Below are 16,405 nucleotides of genomic sequence, written 5' to 3'. Positions count from 1 at the left end.
TTGCGCTGCAATGTAGCACAGAATCAACGAACGATAACATCCGGTATCACTTTTTTCATCATTGAGATAATTTTTGGAAACTAAAAACGATTGCTTCTTTATGCATCATGCATTGGAACAAGCACAACGGGCAAGGAGTATCGACGAAGTTCCCGTCGGTGCAGTTGTGGTACAGAACCAGATCGTCATCGGTTATGGATTCAATCATCCGATCCAGAGCCATGACCCAACCGCACATGCCGAAATCATAGCGATTCGCGCAGCCGGAAACACGATAGGTAATTATCGATTATCCGAATGCACGTTGTACGTTACCTTGGAGCCGTGTACGATGTGCATTGGCGCCATTTTTCATGCACGCCTCAAGCGTTTGGTATATGCTGCAGCAGATCCTAAAACAGGTGCTTGTGGCAGTGTTATTAATTTACCCTTGGAATCCAGATTAAACCACCACTTACAAGTCACTGGAGGAATTCTGGCATCTGAAGCAAGCACATTGTTAAAGGATTTTTTTGTACAACGTCGGAGTACTTCCGAACGATGCCATCATGAGAATAGATATTAGTATCGCAAATCAACGACTCGATTTGTTTGATGTCAATGGAAAAATCATCAAACAATATCTTATTTCATCAGCCATAAAAGGCACAGGGCAACAGTACGGAAGTTTCTGTACACCTCTAGGGCGACACATTATCCGCGCCAAAATCGGCGACAAGCAACCGATCAATACTGTTTTTATCAAACGCCGACCAACCGGAGAAATTTACAGTACGGAATTGGCTGAGCAATTCCCTAAACGAGATTGGATTCTGACGCGTATTTTTTGGCTATCAGGTTGCGAGCCGGGTTTTAATCGTCTAGGAACAGTCGATACCATGCGCCGCTATATTTATATTCATGGTAGCCCGGATACCGCAGAAATGGGTAAGCCGGGTTCGATTGGATGTATCCGAATGAGAAATAATGATATATTGGAGTTGTTTGATCGAGTTGATACGGGCACTGTCGTAAATATCCTCGCATAGAGTAACTGTTTTTGCGGTAATTCGTATTGTCGATATTGTCATCAAGTTTTGTTTTAAAAAAAGTATAATATCCATCCGGCTAAACGAATATCGCATTTTGATAGATCAGGAGAGAATTGAAATGGTAAAGACCAATAACGACGCCTACAAAATGATGCGCATTCTTTTGTTATCGATGATTGCACTACTAATGCCACATTTACTTTGGGCTGATCAAATCGGTAGCGTGTCTACCAAATTTAAAATGTTGGGCGCCAACGACAAAATTGTAATCGAAGCTTTTGATGATCCAGATGTTCCCGGTGCGACTTGCTATCTGAGTCGTGCAAAAACAGGAGGAGTCAGTGGCATGGTGGGAGTAGCAGAAGACTCATCCGATGCATCGATATCGTGTCGCCAGATTGGTCCTATTACACTATCAGAAAAAATTAAGAATGGTGATTTAGATGGTGACGAAGTTTTTAAAAAACACACTTCATTATTGTTTAAAACCATGCAAGTTGTACGTTTCTATGATGCAAAAAGAAACGTACTGATTTATCTAACATACAGCGATAAGATTATTGATGGATCTCCCAAAAACAGCATTTCAATTATCCCGGTGAATACCTGGAATAGTAATTGATGCGCAGCTTGGTACAAAATCAGGATCAAAAGATGCGTCAACAACTATTTTAGAATTTTATAACTTGTTTATAATGGCGCTTCCTTTGTAAGTGTTTGCTAAGTAATTACTATATTTATGCAGTTATTTGCTTTTGGGATAAATCATAATACTGCGCCGCTTGACGTGCGCGAGCAAGTGAGCTTTCCTGAAAATACCATGGAGCATGCGCTGCATGATTTAGTTGGGCGTGATCCAGTTAAAGAAGCAGCAATTGTTTCGACCTGCAATCGCACTGAAATTTATTGCTGTACCGATAAACCTGAAGATGCCATGACATGGCTGGCAGATTTTCATCATTTGCCTACACGTCAACTTGATCCTTATCTGTACAAATTGTCACGTGAGCAAGCTGTCAAACATGCTTTTCGTGTTGCCAGCGGACTGGATTCAATGGTGTTAGGCGAACCGCAAATTCTCGGTCAGTTGAAAAACGCAGTGAAATCCGCTGAACACGCTGGAACGCTCGGGCTCATGCTACATAAATTGTTCCAACGTACTTTTTACGTCGCCAAAGAAGTGCGCACTTCCACCGAAATCGGCGCCAGCTCAGTTTCCATGGCAGCAGCAGCGGCCCGTTTAGCAGAGCGTATTTTTGGCGATATCGGTGAACAAAGTGTTTTGTTTATCGGTGCCGGAGAAATGATCGAACTATGCGCAAATCATTTTGGAGCTCGTAATCCACGTCATATTACCGTTGCCAACCGTACTGTAGAACGAGCGGAAATCCTCGCTGGCCGTTTTAGCAATGCAAAAGCCATTACTTTAAGCGATCTTCCAGAACAACTTGCACATCATGATATCGTTGTCACGTGTACTGCAAGCCCATTACCTATCCTAGGAAAAGGTATGGTTGAACGTGCGCTAAAAATTCGTAAACATCGCCCTCTATTTATAGTCGACTTGGCAGTTCCGCGCGACGTCGAATCGGAAGTTGCCGAACTCGACGACGTATTTTTGTACTATGTCGATGATTTAGCAGAGATTGTCAAAGAAGGACTTGATTCGCGCCAAAATGCAGTCGCGCAAGCTGAAACCATTATTGACTCTAACGTAGTGGATTTTATGCGTTGGATGGCAACTCGGGAAATGGTTCCCACCATTCGCGCACTACGCGATCAAGGGGAGCGCTACCGTCGGCATGAACTGGCTAAAGCGCACAAACTATTGGAAAAGGGCGAAGATCCAAAGAAAGTTATTGAATCATTAAGTAACAGCCTCGCAAATAAATTCTTGCATGTGCCCTCCAGCACACTCAATCACGCATCCACTGATGAACAAGATGAATTGGTCGACTTGGTCAATCGATTATATCAACTGCATCGCCCACAATGAATAAGAACATCACCGATAGGCTCACTCGATTGAGTGTCCGCCTGGAAGAATTAAATCATTTGCTTAGCAGTGAATCAGCCACAGCAGATCTGAATAATTATCGCAAACTGACACGCGAACACGCTGAAATCGTACCCATTGTAGAGCTCTATCGCGCATTTCAACAAACCGAGCACGATATGCAAACTGCAAAAGAAATGCATGCCGATTTAGAGATGCGTGATTTTGCTGAAGCAGAAATACAAGCAAGTAAAGAAAATTTAGCTCGCCTTGAAGTGGAGATTCAAAAGCAATTACTTCCCAAAGACCCGAATGATGATCGCAATATTTTTCTCGAAATACGCGCCGGTACGGGAGGAGACGAGTCAGCGCTGTTTGCTGCGAATTTATTTCGGATGTATTCGCGTTATGCCGAACGTCGCGGCTGGCAAGTCGAGATCATTTCGCAAAGCCTTTCGGATATAGGGGGATACAAAGAAATTATCGCAAAAATCAATGGCCAAGGTGCTTATTCACGGCTTAAATTTGAATCAGGCGGTCACCGCGTGCAACGTGTTCCCGTGACAGAGACGCAAGGTCGCGTTCACACTTCAACATGTACAGTTGCAGTCATGCCTGAAGCAGATGAAGTCAGCGAAGTAACTTTGAATCCAGCAGAATTACGCATCGATACCTTTCGCGCTTCAGGCGCGGGAGGACAGCACATTAATAAAACCGACTCGGCTGTGCGGGTAACACATTTACCGACAGGGATCGTAGTGGAATGCCAGGACGGTCGCTCGCAACACAAGAATAAAGCACAAGCTTTGAGTGTCTTGGCCGCCCGCATCCACGATAAGCAAATGCGCGAACAACATGCAGAACAAGCCGCTACCCGGAAATCTTTGGTAGGCACCGGAGAGCGATCAGAAAGAATTCGCACTTATAATTTTCCACAAGGACGCGTGACCGATCACCGCATCAATCTGACGTTGTACAAAATGGATCATATTATGGATGGTGATATCGATGAATTATGCTCCGCTTTAGTCGCTGAACACCAAGCTGAGCTATTGGCTGCTTCAGTACAAGAATAACCCATTCATCTCGCATGTAGTAACACAGCTATTTTGCTTACAACCGTTTGACCATGTCTGCTTTAACGATTGAGCAAGTTTTACTTCAAGCCTATCAGCATATCGACAAGATCGATGCGCATTTGCTGTTACAACATATTTTAGCGGTTAACCCTACTTTTCTGCTGACACATTCAGATCAAACCCTGACAACAGCACAAACAAACCGTTTCCTTCATTGCGTTTTGCAACGCTCGACAGGTATTCCAATTGCTTACTTGATCGGACAACGCGAATTTTATGATAATGTGTTTAAAGTATCCGATGCTGTATTGATTCCTCGCCCGGAAACCGAATTACTGGTAGATTTAGCACTAAACTTAATCCCAGCCGATCGTGCTTGCAGAATTCTTGATTTAGGAACTGGTAGCGGCGCGATTGCAATCACAATTGCAAAACACCGCACCTTATCTCAAGTCACTGCTGTTGATCTATCCGCTGATGCGATTTCCATCGCAGATTGGAATACTAAGAATCTACAGGTAAGCAATGTTCGCTTAGTCATAGGAAATTGGTTTTCTGAACTTTCTAATGAAAAATTTGATCTGATTGTAACGAATCCACCATATGTTGCCGAAAGTGACCCACATTTACAACAAGGAGACTTGCGATTTGAACCAAAGCTTGCATTATCTGCGGGTCACTCTGGAATGAATTGCATTAATCACATTATTCAAGCAGCACCTCAATATCTCGAAAAAAGTGGATGGTTGTTATTGGAGCATGGATACGATCAAGCAAATAAATGTAAGCAATTGTTGAAAAGAGGAAATTTTACTAAGATTTGTTCTTACCCTGACTTGGCTGGCATAATGCGAGTAAGCGGTGGACAATTCAGCGCATCCAGCTAAAATAGCCCGATGCAGTTGATTGATTGATCGACTACGCGGTTACTAAAACAAAATTTTTTGGAGAAATTAACACTATGAATGTTGAAGATTTAATTGAGCAGCAAATTAGCACGCATCCAGTCGTACTCTACATGAAAGGTACATTAGAACAGCCACAATGTGGTTTTTCTGCTAATGCAGTGAAAATTCTAAAAACTTGTGGTGTTGACAATATCTTTTCTGTGAATGTCTTAGATGACCCTGAAATCAGGCAAGGCATTAAAGACTTTTCCAATTGGCCTACAATACCCCAGTTATATATAAATGGCGAATTTATTGGCGGTTCAGACATCGTATCGGAAATGTATCAGTCCGGCGAATTGCAAAAATTATTTGAATAAAAACGATTGAATCAGCCTGGTGATTTGGTTCATTGATTTGACCAAGTAGCTAGATCATCAGGCAGTACTCGATATTTAAAGTCGGTTGATTTTTTCGATTGAGATTTTTAATGAATTGCTGTTGCTATTACCCAATAACGCAGGAATTTACCAATCGCCATAAATATTGCTGCACTCAGCCAATTAATCCGTAACCATCCAGCAGCAACACAGAGTATATCTCCAATGAGTGGAGCCCAAGATAGCAGTAGAATGGGCGCGCCATATTGATTGATCCATCGCAATCCGCGAGTATTTTTCCCAATTTTCTCATGCATTGCTTGTTCACTCGGTAAAAAACGGCCAATCAAATAGGAACTCATTCCTCCTAGTGTATTGCCAATGGTCGCTAAAACAAGCGCCTGCCAGTGTAGCTCTGGATATGCCAATAACACGCTAACCAATACCGCTTCAGAGCCCCCTGGAAGCAAGGTAGCTGCAAGGAAACTACTGGTAAAAAGCGCAATCAGGCTTGTTTGTTCATCCATTCGTGTGATCAAATTTTAAAACCGTGATATTAACGGGAATTATCGATACTGCGAAATTATGTAATAGTAATTTTTTACACAATGGTAAAATTACCGAAAACTCGGAGGAGATGAAATGGCTGAAATTCGGGCGTGGGCCAGTAAAGGTCCCAAGCAGAAACTAGAACCTTTTGTATTTAATCCAGGGGCATTAGGGGTAGATGAAGTTGAAATTACGGTCGAATATTGCGGCTTATGTCACTCTGATTTATCCATGATCAATAATGACTGGGGCCTATCGCAATATCCTGTTGTTCCAGGCCATGAAATAGTGGGACGAATTACCCTACTAGGATCGAATGTCAAAGGCCTACAGTTGGGTCAAAAGGTAGGAATTGGCTGGAACGCCGGTAGTTGCATGCACTGTCACGAATGTATCGAAGGAAATCATAATCTTTGTTTAAGCGCGCAACCAACGATTGTTAGCCATCACGGCGGATTCGCCGAACGAGTGAGGGCGCATTGGATATGGGTAATTCCTTTACCAGACACGTTGGATACTGCAACCGCAGGACCGCTATTATGTGGCGGAATTACGGTGTTCTCCCCTCTTCTAACATTTGGTATTAAACCCACGCATCATGTCGGCATTGTTGGAATCGGTGGATTAGGCCACATGGGCATCAAATTCTCAAAAGCTTGGGGCTGTGAGGTAACGGCTTTTACTTCCACCGCATCCAAAAAAAACGAAGCAAAAGCGCTAGGCGCGCATCACGTCGTCTCGACTCAAGATCACGATGCACTCACAAAGATAGCTTCTTCATTGGATCTATTGATTGTTACCGTGAACGTACCGATGGATTGGACGGGTTTATTGAATACACTTAGGCCCAATGGACGCTTACACGTTGTCGGGGCAGTTTTGGAGCCCATGGCTATTCCGGCAATCAATCTTATTTTCGGACAAAAAAGTGTTTCTGGCTCACCCACCGGAAGCCCAGCTGCGCTTTCCACTATGCTGGCATTCGCAGCCCGGCATCAAATCGCGCCTCAAGTGGAATTTTTTCTGTTGAGTCAAGTCAACGAAGCATTGGCACATTTACAAGCTGGCAAAGCGCGATACCGCATTGTATTACAAGCAGACTTCGCTTGATGTACGTTCATTCCCATTTGTGAAATCAATTCAGATGTACAAAAATTCCTCATGAAAAATGCCAACACGCTCTATCCTGTGATTCTCTCTGGTGGAAGCGGCAGTCGTTTATGGCCGCTCTCTCGTGCCAATTATCCCAAGCAACTATTACCGCTTGTCGATAAAAAAACAATGCTCCAGGTTACGCTTCACCGTTCCATGGCATTACCGTATGCTCAGGCACCGATTATCGTATGCAACAACGAACACCGTTTTTTAATTCGCGAGCAATGCGAAGTTATTGCAGTCAAACCGGAAGCCATTTATCTTGAATCAGTAGGTCGCAATACTGCCCCAGCAATCGCATTAGCTGCATTCCATCTTGCACAAACGAACAACGATGCAATCATGCTGGTATTGCCAGCAGATCATGTCATTGACGATCAAGAAAATTTTGCTCAAGCCGTCGAAACAGCAATAGCAGCAGCACAACATGGCTATCTGGTTACATTCGGTATATCGCCAAATTCTCCTGAAACAGGCTATGGTTACATCAAAATAGGCGATCATATAGAGCTAACTGAACCAACACAGCCATCGTTTTATCAAATCCAATCTTTTTGTGAAAAGCCACAATTCGAAGAAGCACAAACCTATTTACAGCAAGGTGGTTATTTGTGGAACAGTGGCATGTTTGTTTTTACTGCGGGTAATTACTTACTGCAATTGCAGCGGCACCGACCCGATATCTATACAACGGCTAAACAAGCGTGGCAACAACGCACCGCCGACTTGGATTTCGTTCGCCCAGACCGAGAAATTTTTGCCGCCTGCCCCGCCGAATCTATCGATTACGCAATTATGCAAAGCACCGATCACGCTGTCGTCATACCAGCAGAATTCGGATGGAGCGATGTTGGTTCATGGGATTCATTATGGCGCATATCGCCCAAGGATAAAAACGGCAATTTTTCCAGCGGCGATACGCTCATTTTGGATACACACCGCAGCTATATCCGTGCAGAGAATCGCTTAGTATCCGTCATTGGACTGGAAGATGTCATCGTGGTAGAAACTGCCGATGCAGTATTGGTCATGCACAAAAGCAAAACGGATCAACTTAAATCTGCAGTACAACACATTGGCTCCAATCACCGCAAAGAGCATTTGGATCATCTACGCATTCATCGCCCTTGGGGATGGTACGAGGGAATCGACAAAGGTGAACGCTTCCAGGTCAAGCGAATCATGGTAAAACCCGGTGAAAAGCTATCGCTGCAAATGCACTTCCATCGTGCCGAGCACTGGGTCGTAGTCAGTGGAACCGCGAAAGTCATTGTGGAAGATAAAGCGATGCTGTTTGCTGAAAATCAATCGACCTATATTCCTTTCGGAAAACCGCACCGTCTCGAAAATCCAGGAAAAATCCCGCTGCATCTGATCGAAGTACAATCCGGCGCCTATCTCGGAGAAGATGACATCGTCCGCCTCGAGGACTCCTACGGTCGAACCATTTGACGGAAATTCGTCAATGAGAAAACGCGCTTTACTGCCGGTTCATTGCCATAGTCAAGAATCAGACGGCTTTGATCGCAGAAACTGTCGCCAGTCCCAACATTGTCATCACTAACGAACCGATCACATGAACGCTGATTGCGCCAACAGCCCAAAGTATGCGTCCTTCTTGAATCAACGCGGTGACTTCAGCGGAGAAAGAGGAAAACGTAGTTAGCGCACCCAGAAATCCGGTAATTACAAACAAGCGCCACTCGGGCGCGAAATCAGGATGATGCGCAAATACGGCGAGTGCCACGCCTATCAAATAGCCGCCAATAAGATTCGCCACCAGTGTCCCGAGTGGAATGGTTGGAAAAAATGCATTGAGCGAAACTCCCAGTAGCCATCTCAAAACAGCGCCAAGAGATGCCCCCATACAAATTGCTAATATCGAATTAAAAATAAATTTACCCTTACGTTTTGGTTAGAAGTTTAAACATGATCAGAGACCTTTGCAAAAGCCCTTTGATGCATCTTCAGGTTACTGTTTTTATTGATATAAAATTTCAGGAAATGGAGTTTTGCAAAGGCCTCGATCATACAATAACCAGGTTTGATTGAGCGATAGTTAGAGTAGTTTTTGTAGCGATTTCAAATCACGGTTTAAACTTGATAATGGTAAATATTTAGGTCGAAATGATCAATTTTTCGTTCAAATTTATCTTAAAAATCATGATCCAGAGTAAGAACAAAGGCCTTCATTTCAGTTGCGGTTAAGCAAATTATCGGTAAATCACCTGGCAGTCCTGAAGCAGGAGTCAAACCAGTAATGTCCCATATTTTACTGAACCGGCGGTTACTTATCATATCCACATATGATTTTTCCGAGGCACCTGCTTCTTTTAAGCCATAACCGACCCATACTTCACCATCTCCAACGAATGCACTAACGTCAATAGGTTCACGAGAGAGCGTAATGGGCATGACAGGCTGGAGCGTGCCATCACCATTTGGCAGAATGACAGGATAGTTCTTAGGTGTAGTATTGTCATTGTTGGCATTTACCCATTCGTCACCATCAGTTAACCATATCATATCAGGTTGACTTTTACGCCGGAATCCCACAAAAATATCTCCAGTTTTGAAATGATCCTGCTCATTGATGATGACATTATGATCGAGAATGACTTTATCGAACTTTCCAAACTCACCCCTAACTGAAGTTTGTGAAATCAATACTTCGCAAGCGCAGAGAATTTAACGGTATCCGCTTGTGAAGATATCCCATAAACTAATAGCGTACTTGCAAGTAAGAATTTCCGCATGCAAAGTTTCATGACTACACCTCGAAAATTTATCATATGAATCTATCTAATTACGTATCTCGACCAGTAATGAAAGTACAAAGAACTCCTTCGCTGGACGGTCTTCATATCCAGGAATATTGTGAATCCCGATTCACCCGAATTCACTCAACCGTATCCTAATAATTATATTTCATAATCAACGCTCTGATGATCATTTTGATATCCTTGGTTGGAGAAAAGGGTATTTTCAAGCTATCGAATTGCATGGCGCACTGAAATGAAAAGCTTATGTGTCAGACTACCTGCTTTCTAGATTACTACAATATCCGCATGGGTCATATTCAAACCTATGTCAACTGTGGCAATCGGTATCGCGGCACTGCTACCGCTACCATCGGCATCGTATAGTAATGCACCAGTAGCTTTATTGTAAATAATGAAGTCATTCGCATCTAAAGCTTTTACACCGATTCTAAACTGGCTGGCAGCTAACGTACCGGTTACCATGAGTGATTTAAACACGGCATTTTCTAATTGGATGGTGTCATTGGTTACGTTATAGTCAGTAATTTTGTCAAGTTGGCCTTTTGTCGTGAATTTAAAAATATCATTCCCTGTCCCACCTGTTAGCCTATCGGCACCTAAGCCGCCATCTAGGGTATCATTGCCAGCACCACCATTGAGTTGATTCGCGGCGTCATTCCCAGTAATGGTATTTTTCAGGTTGTTACCAGTACCATCAATCGCAGCAACACCGATTAGGGTAAGATTTTCCACATTAGCGGACAACGTGTAAGTAACGTTACTACTGACAATGTCCGTTCCTTCGTTGATTTTCTCGGTAACAACGTCTTTCGCATTTTCAACAAAATAACTATCATTACCCAAACCACCAATCATGGTATCCGCACCAGACCATCCCCTTAGAGTGTCATTACCAGCTCTTCCATCCAAAACATTATTGAGTGCATTGCCTGTTAGATTGTCATTAAATGCGCTACCCGTCAGGTTTTCAATGCTGATTAGTGTATCCAAACCGGCACCGATTGTATTCTGCTGCGTATTAACCAGCAAGGAAACTGTAACCGATTTGGTAGCAGCGGCATAGCTAGCTGTATCGTTATTGGAAGGTGTGCCCGTTAACGTATTATTTCCTGCGGTACTCACCAGCAAGAGGCCATTGTTAACAAAAAATTGTGTATCGCCAGAGCTATTACTCACGAAAGCATCCAGATCGCCATCGCCATCGATATCTCCCAGAGCCGGCTGAGCCCTGTATCCTACATCGATCAAACCCAAAGCATTATCGGCAGGAGCAAATCTTGGATTATGCAGGGTACCTATATTCCTTTGAAATACCGTATTGCCATTCCAATTGCCTTGGAAAGCATCTAAATCACCATCGTTGTCAATATCGACAAAGGAAGCCCCATTGATACCAAAGAAACTTAAACCATTAGGAAGAGGAGCATTTCTGTCAAAGTGTGGCTCGCTGGCAGTCCCGATATTTTCAAAAAAAACTGTGGAGAGATACCCTCTATACCCATATCCAGCAAATAGATCAAAATCACCATCACCTTCTATGTCTACCAGAGTGAAATTAACATCATAACCCGTGATACCCAAACCAAACTGATCATATTCACCGACAAAGACTGGATTACTAGCCGTTCCCGTATTTTTATAAAAGAAATTTCCTAAAAGAGCATCCGAATCCCCATCGCCGTCGATATCTGCGAAAGCAGGATTATTTCCATAATAACTTCCTGCACTATATAAACCAAAAGGATCTGCTTCGGGAGAGGAAAAGACCGGATTGCTAGCAGTTCCTATATTTCTAAAAAACAGCACATTATCACTGCTGCCCACAAAAACATCTGGATCTCCATCGTCGTCTATATCCACAAAGGAAGGATCGGCGACACTGCCTACATTGCTTAAATTAAATGGATCGACAACAGGAACCGCAAAAATTGGATTGCCGGCGGTTCCCGTGTTTCTAAAAAACATTAGATCGCCCGATCTGTTACCTATAAAAGCATCCTGATCACCATCGTTGTCAATATCAACAAAGGTCGGTTCAGCGTCGTCGCCCACATCAATCAAGTCCAATGAATTGAAACTCGCAGCAGCAAATATTGGGGCACTTTTTGATCCTATATTTCTTTGAAAAACAGTATTGCCGCTCCCTTCCCCCAGAAGGGCATCTAGATCCCCATCGTTGTCAATATCGGCGAAGGTGGGACTGGCATAATAACCCAAACTAATCAAACCAAATGGATTGATTACAGGAGCAGCAAACACTGGATTGCTAACAGTTCCCGTGTTTCTAAAAAACAGCGTGTTACCACCAAAGTATCCAGTACCAATAAAAGCATCCAGATCTTTATCACCGTCGATATCTACAAAAGTAGGATCAGCCCCAAAACCAACATTGCTCAGGCCAAAAGGATTCGTGATCGCTGGAGCAAACTCGGGGTTACGACTTGTTCCTATGTTTCTAAAAAATAACGTGTCGCCGCCAAGGCTTATGGGTTGGTCAGATGGCACAAAATAAGTTCCTCCAGTACCCAAAAAAGCATCCAGATCCCCATCGCCATCGATATCTACAAAAGAAGTTGGACTGCCTACATCGCTCAAACCAAAAGGATTGATAGAATGAGTTGAAAAAATTGGATTATTGATTGTTCCAGTATTTCGGAAAAACGCTGTACTACCATCGGCCGTCCCTATAAAAATATCCAAATCCTTATCACCATCGATATCAATCAATGTGGGGCTACCACGCACGCCTCCCAAACCAAAAAGGCTAGCGGAAGCTAAGGTAAAAACAGGATCTGGCATAATCATTCTCCAAGAAATGCTAAGTATTTTTATGAATTGTTATATGATCAACCGCACGCCGCAAATGTTGATGTAATTTCTTTTCGATGGGCTGGTGGCGATAAGCGGGTACAACATACGATGACAATAATTCAATATGCGATTGTTCATTTTCCTGCCAACGTTCCGCGATCGCCAGTCCAATCATTTGACCATCGATGGATGCAGATACGCCAAATAATTCACCGCGCTGCCGCAAGCTTTGCCAGCGACCTTGTAAACTCGGATGGGTCATTGCTTCATAAGGCAAAAGATTCTCTGGGGTTAAATTGCAAATCTTCTGATATTTAACCGCAAGGTCTTCTGAATTCTCCGTTTCCGGAACACGTGGCAAGCCCGCTACCTGAAAAGAGCGGCTCAAGCTGGGTCGGCTAACAGTAGGCTTGGTGGTTATCAATCCTCCTGAGCCAGGAAATGAAATCAAACGCTCGATATCATCATCCTGAAAACCCAACATCCGTGGCTGACGAACATCCGGCAACACCACCACATCGAATAATTCTTCGACTACCCCCTCAATATGTAATGCGTGTATCGGGTTACCCGTGTTCAAATCAATAATGCTCAAGGCGCATTGAGCCGGCATATTCGTCTCTACAAGTCGCATTTCCAAAGGTAAGCCTGAAAAAGCTTTGGAACGTAGTTTTGATAATCCCACCAAGGCGTAGTTTTTCCAGAATGCCAAACCTCGCACGAAGCCTGGACAAAATGTCACAGGTATAAATTCGTCTTTATCCAAATAACCCAATTCACCGGTACCGGAATTGAGCAACCATAGCTTGCCCTGATACCAGCGCGGTGAATGTGGCATGGATAAACCCGTAGCTATTATTTCATTGCTCGGAATATGCATCACGATGCCGCCACTCGTGCGATAGTTACGCCAGCCCGCTGCTTCGTCTGTCGCGCTACATGCCGTAATATAGGTAGGCTCGCCTTCTCGCATGGCCAAGCCATTTAAATGACAACGATCTTCAGCCACAAGCTTGGATATAAAGGGTGGCTTCCAGACGGGAACAAAACTAAACCCAGCTTGCAACGTAGCCAAGCAACTGAAATCCGTATTGATAAATAATACTTGATGTTTTTTGTCGACGACGACATCGTGAATGTTCAAGTCACCCGTGGTGTAAGACCGATTGGGTACATATAGTCGATCACACGCTTGATACTGCTCGTCTTGTCCCAAGCGATTTTCCAGTTGCCAAATCTGGTAGCGCGTTGCCATATAGAGACTTTCATCGCTTGCATACAAGCCCATCGGCTTATCAAACAAACGCTCGTTAACCGCCAAATGCCCGTTCTCTTTTCGTCCGACTAGAAACAACCGGTTGGTTTGGTAGGTCGTAAAAGCAAAACTAATCTGTTCGCTATGCAACCATTGATAAAGACCTTCAGAACCATGCATGGTCACAGCAGGTTGGGCACTAGAAGTCTTTTGTTGGTTCAATAGCTTATCGTTCAAGATTTTAATATAAAAGTTTTAATTTTAGCGGTGCTATCGGCTTTTCTTTAAACGCTGATATTCATTTCTGGAATAATCTTTAGATTCCTCCGTTCTCTATATAGTAATGCTTATCTCAGTGAATTACTTAAAGATAATGTCCCAAAGTTTTCTTGTTTTAGAAGGAAAAGTATCCTAGCAATCGGGATAAATATCATTGCTGCAAGCCAATAGATCCCGACACTTTAGCGGGCGATTTTTCGAATCCTAAGGGGAGGGGAATTTTTACAACGATGCTTTACTTTCGATTCATCAAATCCAAAAATTGCAAATCACGCTAATTTACAATTTCCCAATCTGCAATTGCACCTGATTTAAGTTGAAAAAGCGGATGTGCTTCCGGTCTATCTAGTTTTGCCCAGGTTTGATATACCTCAGGAGAGCGAACTTCTAGCTTAGCAAGCAGGTGCTGCCATTCATAGTTCAATTGGCCAGTAGTCGCGTGAATTAGCTTGGTCGTGGTTGAAATTTGCTCAAATTTCGATGGATCGAAATGATAGCCACGCTGCACTGATTCTGCGTGAATATGGAAGAGGTATACATTGATAGCAGATCGCGGTGACTCGTGACTGTAAAAGCGATTGAGTTGTGGATGATATTTGTAGCCTTTCGTGAGACCACTAATAACCGCCTGAGCTAATAATGCTTCACGCCACAAAGCAACGAGGCCTTTAGCATCGAGATATCTTGGATGAATCGTCCATAAACGCATGAATTTCTAAGCTGCATGAATGAGCGATCGATAAATCTCTTGATAGGCCGTAGCGCTGGTCTGCCAGCTAAAATCTTTGGACATGGCATTTCTCTGCAATTTATACCAGGTTTTTTTATCTTGATAAGTGTTAATCGCGGATTGAATCGCTTTTAATAGGCCATCCGCAGTAATGGGATGAAACAGGAAACCACTGGCAGTGCCTTTGGTTAACGAGCTAGGCGTGTAGTTAACAACCGTATCTAACAAACCACCCGTTGCATGGACGATAGGCAGCGTGCCATAGCGTTGGCTATACATTTGATTCAAACCACAGGGCTCAAAGCGCGAGGGCATCAAAAAGCAATCCGCGCCAGCTTCGATTAAATGCGATAAAGCTTCGTCAAAACCAATTTGGACAGCAATTGCGCTTGGATACATTTTTGCCAAGGGTACGAGTTGTTTTTCCAGCTCTGCGTGACTACTACCGAGAATGACGAGCTGAGCAGGTAGCTTTACCAGTTCTGGAGCGATCTGAATCAGTAAGTCAGTACCTTTCTGGTAACTTAAACGACTGATAACACCCAAAAGGGGAATGTCGCTATCTATATCCAGCCCCATGCGCTGCTGCAGCTCCTTTTTATTCAATGCCTTACCCGATAGCTTCTCACCGTTATAAGGCTTTGCCAAATAGGCATCCGTTTCAGGATTCCATTTCTCGGTATCAATACCATTCACAATACCGGTTAGCTTGTCATTGCGCGATGCAAGCAAACCTTGCATCCCAAAACCCAGTGATTCACCCTGGATTTCTTGAGCATAATTCGGGCTGACTGTGGTGATATGCTCAGCATAGTAAATACCAGCCTTAAGAAAAGATAAGTTACCGTAATATTCGACACCCTCCACGTTAAAGCTGGATGGCGGCAATCCGAGTTGAATAACCGTTCCGGGCGCAAAAACGCCTTGAAAAGCCAGATTATGGATCGTCATCACAGTTGCAGCTTTACGGCCAGAATGAAAATGCAAATAAGCGGGTGTTAAACCGCTAGGCCAATCATTACAATGCGCGATGTCCGGTTGCCATTTAAGTGGGCTAGCGTCACTCGACAAAATTGCACCGATTTTTGATAATAAGCCAAAACGGAGTGAGTTATCCGGCCAGTCACGGTCCTGTGCATCCAAATAAGGACCACCTTCACGTACATACAATCCTGGGCAATCAATGACAAATACTGATAGGGATTCAGTCTTGCTCAAAGCAAGTTTTCCCGATAGTAGAGTAGCCACTGGAAAGTGCTGCAGATCATTGAATTCATGCACGACCTTCTTGTATTTAACACCTTTTAAAACGGATGAATAACCGGGTAGCAGTATTTTGATATCCGTTTGCAAGTGCTGTAGTGCCATTGGCAAAGCAGCACTGACGTCACCTAAGCCGCCCGTTTTACAAACAGGATAAATTTCCGATGTAATAAAAAGAACCCGTAACTTCTGTGTACGTATCATAAA

Annotated in this window: 16 protein-coding genes; 9 read left to right on the top strand and 7 right to left on the bottom strand. The window is 43.5% G+C overall.

From position 1 onward, the window contains the following. Positions 1 to 73: 73 nt before the first annotated feature. From tadA to grxD, 7 genes are all read left to right on the top strand, one after another. Entirely contained in the window at positions 74 to 565 is a 492-nt protein-coding gene (tadA, locus tag W03_RS02720; protein WP_279599992.1) for a tRNA adenosine(34) deaminase TadA, read from the top strand. Next, entirely contained in the window at positions 549 to 1,028 is a 480-nt protein-coding gene (locus W03_RS02715; protein WP_244071173.1) for a L,D-transpeptidase, read from the top strand. The genes tadA and W03_RS02715 overlap by 17 nt, the downstream gene beginning before the upstream one ends. Positions 1,029 to 1,179: 151 nt before the next feature. Further along, the gene (locus tag W03_RS02710; protein WP_375792722.1) at positions 1,180 to 1,653 is read left to right on the top strand and encodes a CreA family protein; all 474 of its coding nucleotides are present in this window, start codon (positions 1,180 to 1,182) and stop codon (positions 1,651 to 1,653) included. Positions 1,654 to 1,770: 117 nt separating this feature from the next. Further along, positions 1,771 to 3,027: a glutamyl-tRNA reductase gene (hemA, locus tag W03_RS02705; RefSeq protein ID WP_244071169.1), complete on the top strand. Its 1,257-nt coding sequence runs from the start codon at positions 1,771 to 1,773 to the stop codon at positions 3,025 to 3,027. Beyond that, complete coding sequence (gene prfA / locus W03_RS02700) at positions 3,024 to 4,103, top strand: peptide chain release factor 1 (RefSeq protein ID WP_244071167.1); 1,080 nt, start codon at positions 3,024 to 3,026, stop codon at positions 4,101 to 4,103. Before hemA ends, prfA begins: the two co-directional genes overlap by 4 nt. 53 nt (positions 4,104 to 4,156) lie before the next feature. Next, entirely contained in the window at positions 4,157 to 4,993 is an 837-nt protein-coding gene (gene prmC / locus W03_RS02695) for a peptide chain release factor N(5)-glutamine methyltransferase (RefSeq protein ID WP_244071165.1), read from the top strand. A 74-nt stretch (positions 4,994 to 5,067) separates the two neighbouring features. Continuing rightward, on the top strand, positions 5,068 to 5,373 hold the full coding sequence (gene grxD / locus W03_RS02690; protein ID WP_244071164.1) for a Grx4 family monothiol glutaredoxin: 306 nt from the start codon (positions 5,068 to 5,070) through the stop codon (positions 5,371 to 5,373). Between the two features lie 107 nt (positions 5,374 to 5,480). On the opposite strand, the gene W03_RS02685 is transcribed toward grxD, so the two are convergent. Then, the gene (locus W03_RS02685; protein ID WP_244071162.1) at positions 5,481 to 5,900 is read right to left on the bottom strand and encodes a YqaA family protein; all 420 of its coding nucleotides are present in this window, start codon (positions 5,898 to 5,900) and stop codon (positions 5,481 to 5,483) included. Positions 5,901 to 6,015: 115 nt separating this feature from the next. Between W03_RS02685 and W03_RS02680 the strand changes: the two genes are divergently transcribed. Together W03_RS02680 and W03_RS02675 are read left to right on the top strand one after the other, a co-directional pair. Further along, the gene (locus W03_RS02680; protein WP_244071160.1) at positions 6,016 to 7,032 is read left to right on the top strand and encodes an NAD(P)-dependent alcohol dehydrogenase; all 1,017 of its coding nucleotides are present in this window, start codon (positions 6,016 to 6,018) and stop codon (positions 7,030 to 7,032) included. 51 nt (positions 7,033 to 7,083) lie between these two features. Continuing rightward, positions 7,084 to 8,529, top strand: coding sequence for a mannose-1-phosphate guanylyltransferase/mannose-6-phosphate isomerase (locus W03_RS02675; RefSeq protein WP_244071158.1), 1,446 nt, complete (start codon positions 7,084 to 7,086; stop codon positions 8,527 to 8,529). A 58-nt stretch (positions 8,530 to 8,587) separates the two neighbouring features. Here the strand turns inward: W03_RS02675 and crcB are convergent, their stop codons facing one another. The 6 genes from crcB to glgA form a co-directional block, all read right to left on the bottom strand. Continuing rightward, positions 8,588 to 8,971, bottom strand: coding sequence for a fluoride efflux transporter CrcB (gene crcB, locus W03_RS02670; RefSeq protein WP_279600082.1), 384 nt, complete (start codon positions 8,969 to 8,971; stop codon positions 8,588 to 8,590). 260 nt (positions 8,972 to 9,231) lie between these two features. Beyond that, positions 9,232 to 9,744: a hypothetical protein gene (locus tag W03_RS02665; RefSeq protein WP_244071154.1), complete on the bottom strand. Its 513-nt coding sequence runs from the start codon at positions 9,742 to 9,744 to the stop codon at positions 9,232 to 9,234. A gap of 380 nt (positions 9,745 to 10,124) precedes the next feature. After that, complete coding sequence (locus tag W03_RS02660) at positions 10,125 to 12,659, bottom strand: FG-GAP-like repeat-containing protein (RefSeq protein WP_244071152.1); 2,535 nt, start codon at positions 12,657 to 12,659, stop codon at positions 10,125 to 10,127. A gap of 19 nt (positions 12,660 to 12,678) precedes the next feature. Next, positions 12,679 to 14,163: a TIGR03032 family protein gene (locus W03_RS02655; RefSeq protein WP_244071150.1), complete on the bottom strand. Its 1,485-nt coding sequence runs from the start codon at positions 14,161 to 14,163 to the stop codon at positions 12,679 to 12,681. 316 nt (positions 14,164 to 14,479) lie between these two features. After that, complete coding sequence (locus W03_RS02650) at positions 14,480 to 14,914, bottom strand: pyrimidine dimer DNA glycosylase/endonuclease V (RefSeq protein ID WP_244071149.1); 435 nt, start codon at positions 14,912 to 14,914, stop codon at positions 14,480 to 14,482. Positions 14,915 to 14,920: 6 nt separating this feature from the next. Further along, positions 14,921 to 16,402, bottom strand: a complete 1,482-nt coding sequence (gene glgA / locus W03_RS02645) for a glycogen synthase GlgA (protein WP_244071147.1) — start codon at positions 16,400 to 16,402, stop codon at positions 14,921 to 14,923. Positions 16,403 to 16,405 lie beyond the last annotated feature (3 nt).

The sequence above is a fragment of the Nitrosomonas sp. PY1 genome, from assembly GCF_022836435.1.
GTDB lineage: Bacteria > Pseudomonadota > Gammaproteobacteria > Burkholderiales > Nitrosomonadaceae > Nitrosomonas.
The sequence above is the reverse complement of the archived record's forward strand: the minus strand, read 5'-3'. Positions and strand labels throughout refer to the sequence as shown.

Excerpts from the sequence above, each read along its gene's own strand:
- W03_RS02715 (WP_244071173.1), top strand. The coding sequence starts at position 549 with ATGAGAATAGATATTAGTATCGCAAATCAACGACTCGATTTGTTTGAT.
- W03_RS02710 (WP_375792722.1), top strand. The coding sequence starts at position 1,180 with ATGATGCGCATTCTTTTGTTATCGATGATTGCACTACTAATGCCACAT.
- hemA (WP_244071169.1), top strand. The coding sequence starts at position 1,771 with ATGCAGTTATTTGCTTTTGGGATAAATCATAATACTGCGCCGCTTGAC.
- prfA (WP_244071167.1), top strand. The coding sequence starts at position 3,024 with ATGAATAAGAACATCACCGATAGGCTCACTCGATTGAGTGTCCGCCTG.
- prmC (WP_244071165.1), top strand. The coding sequence starts at position 4,157 with ATGTCTGCTTTAACGATTGAGCAAGTTTTACTTCAAGCCTATCAGCAT.
- grxD (WP_244071164.1), top strand. The coding sequence starts at position 5,068 with ATGAATGTTGAAGATTTAATTGAGCAGCAAATTAGCACGCATCCAGTC.
- W03_RS02685 (WP_244071162.1), bottom strand. The coding sequence starts at position 5,900 with ATGGATGAACAAACAAGCCTGATTGCGCTTTTTACCAGTAGTTTCCTT.
- W03_RS02680 (WP_244071160.1), top strand. The coding sequence starts at position 6,016 with ATGGCTGAAATTCGGGCGTGGGCCAGTAAAGGTCCCAAGCAGAAACTA.
- W03_RS02675 (WP_244071158.1), top strand. The coding sequence starts at position 7,084 with ATGAAAAATGCCAACACGCTCTATCCTGTGATTCTCTCTGGTGGAAGC.
- W03_RS02660 (WP_244071152.1), bottom strand. The coding sequence starts at position 12,659 with ATGCCAGATCCTGTTTTTACCTTAGCTTCCGCTAGCCTTTTTGGTTTG.
- W03_RS02650 (WP_244071149.1), bottom strand. The coding sequence starts at position 14,914 with ATGCGTTTATGGACGATTCATCCAAGATATCTCGATGCTAAAGGCCTC.
- glgA (WP_244071147.1), bottom strand. The coding sequence starts at position 16,402 with ATGATACGTACACAGAAGTTACGGGTTCTTTTTATTACATCGGAAATT.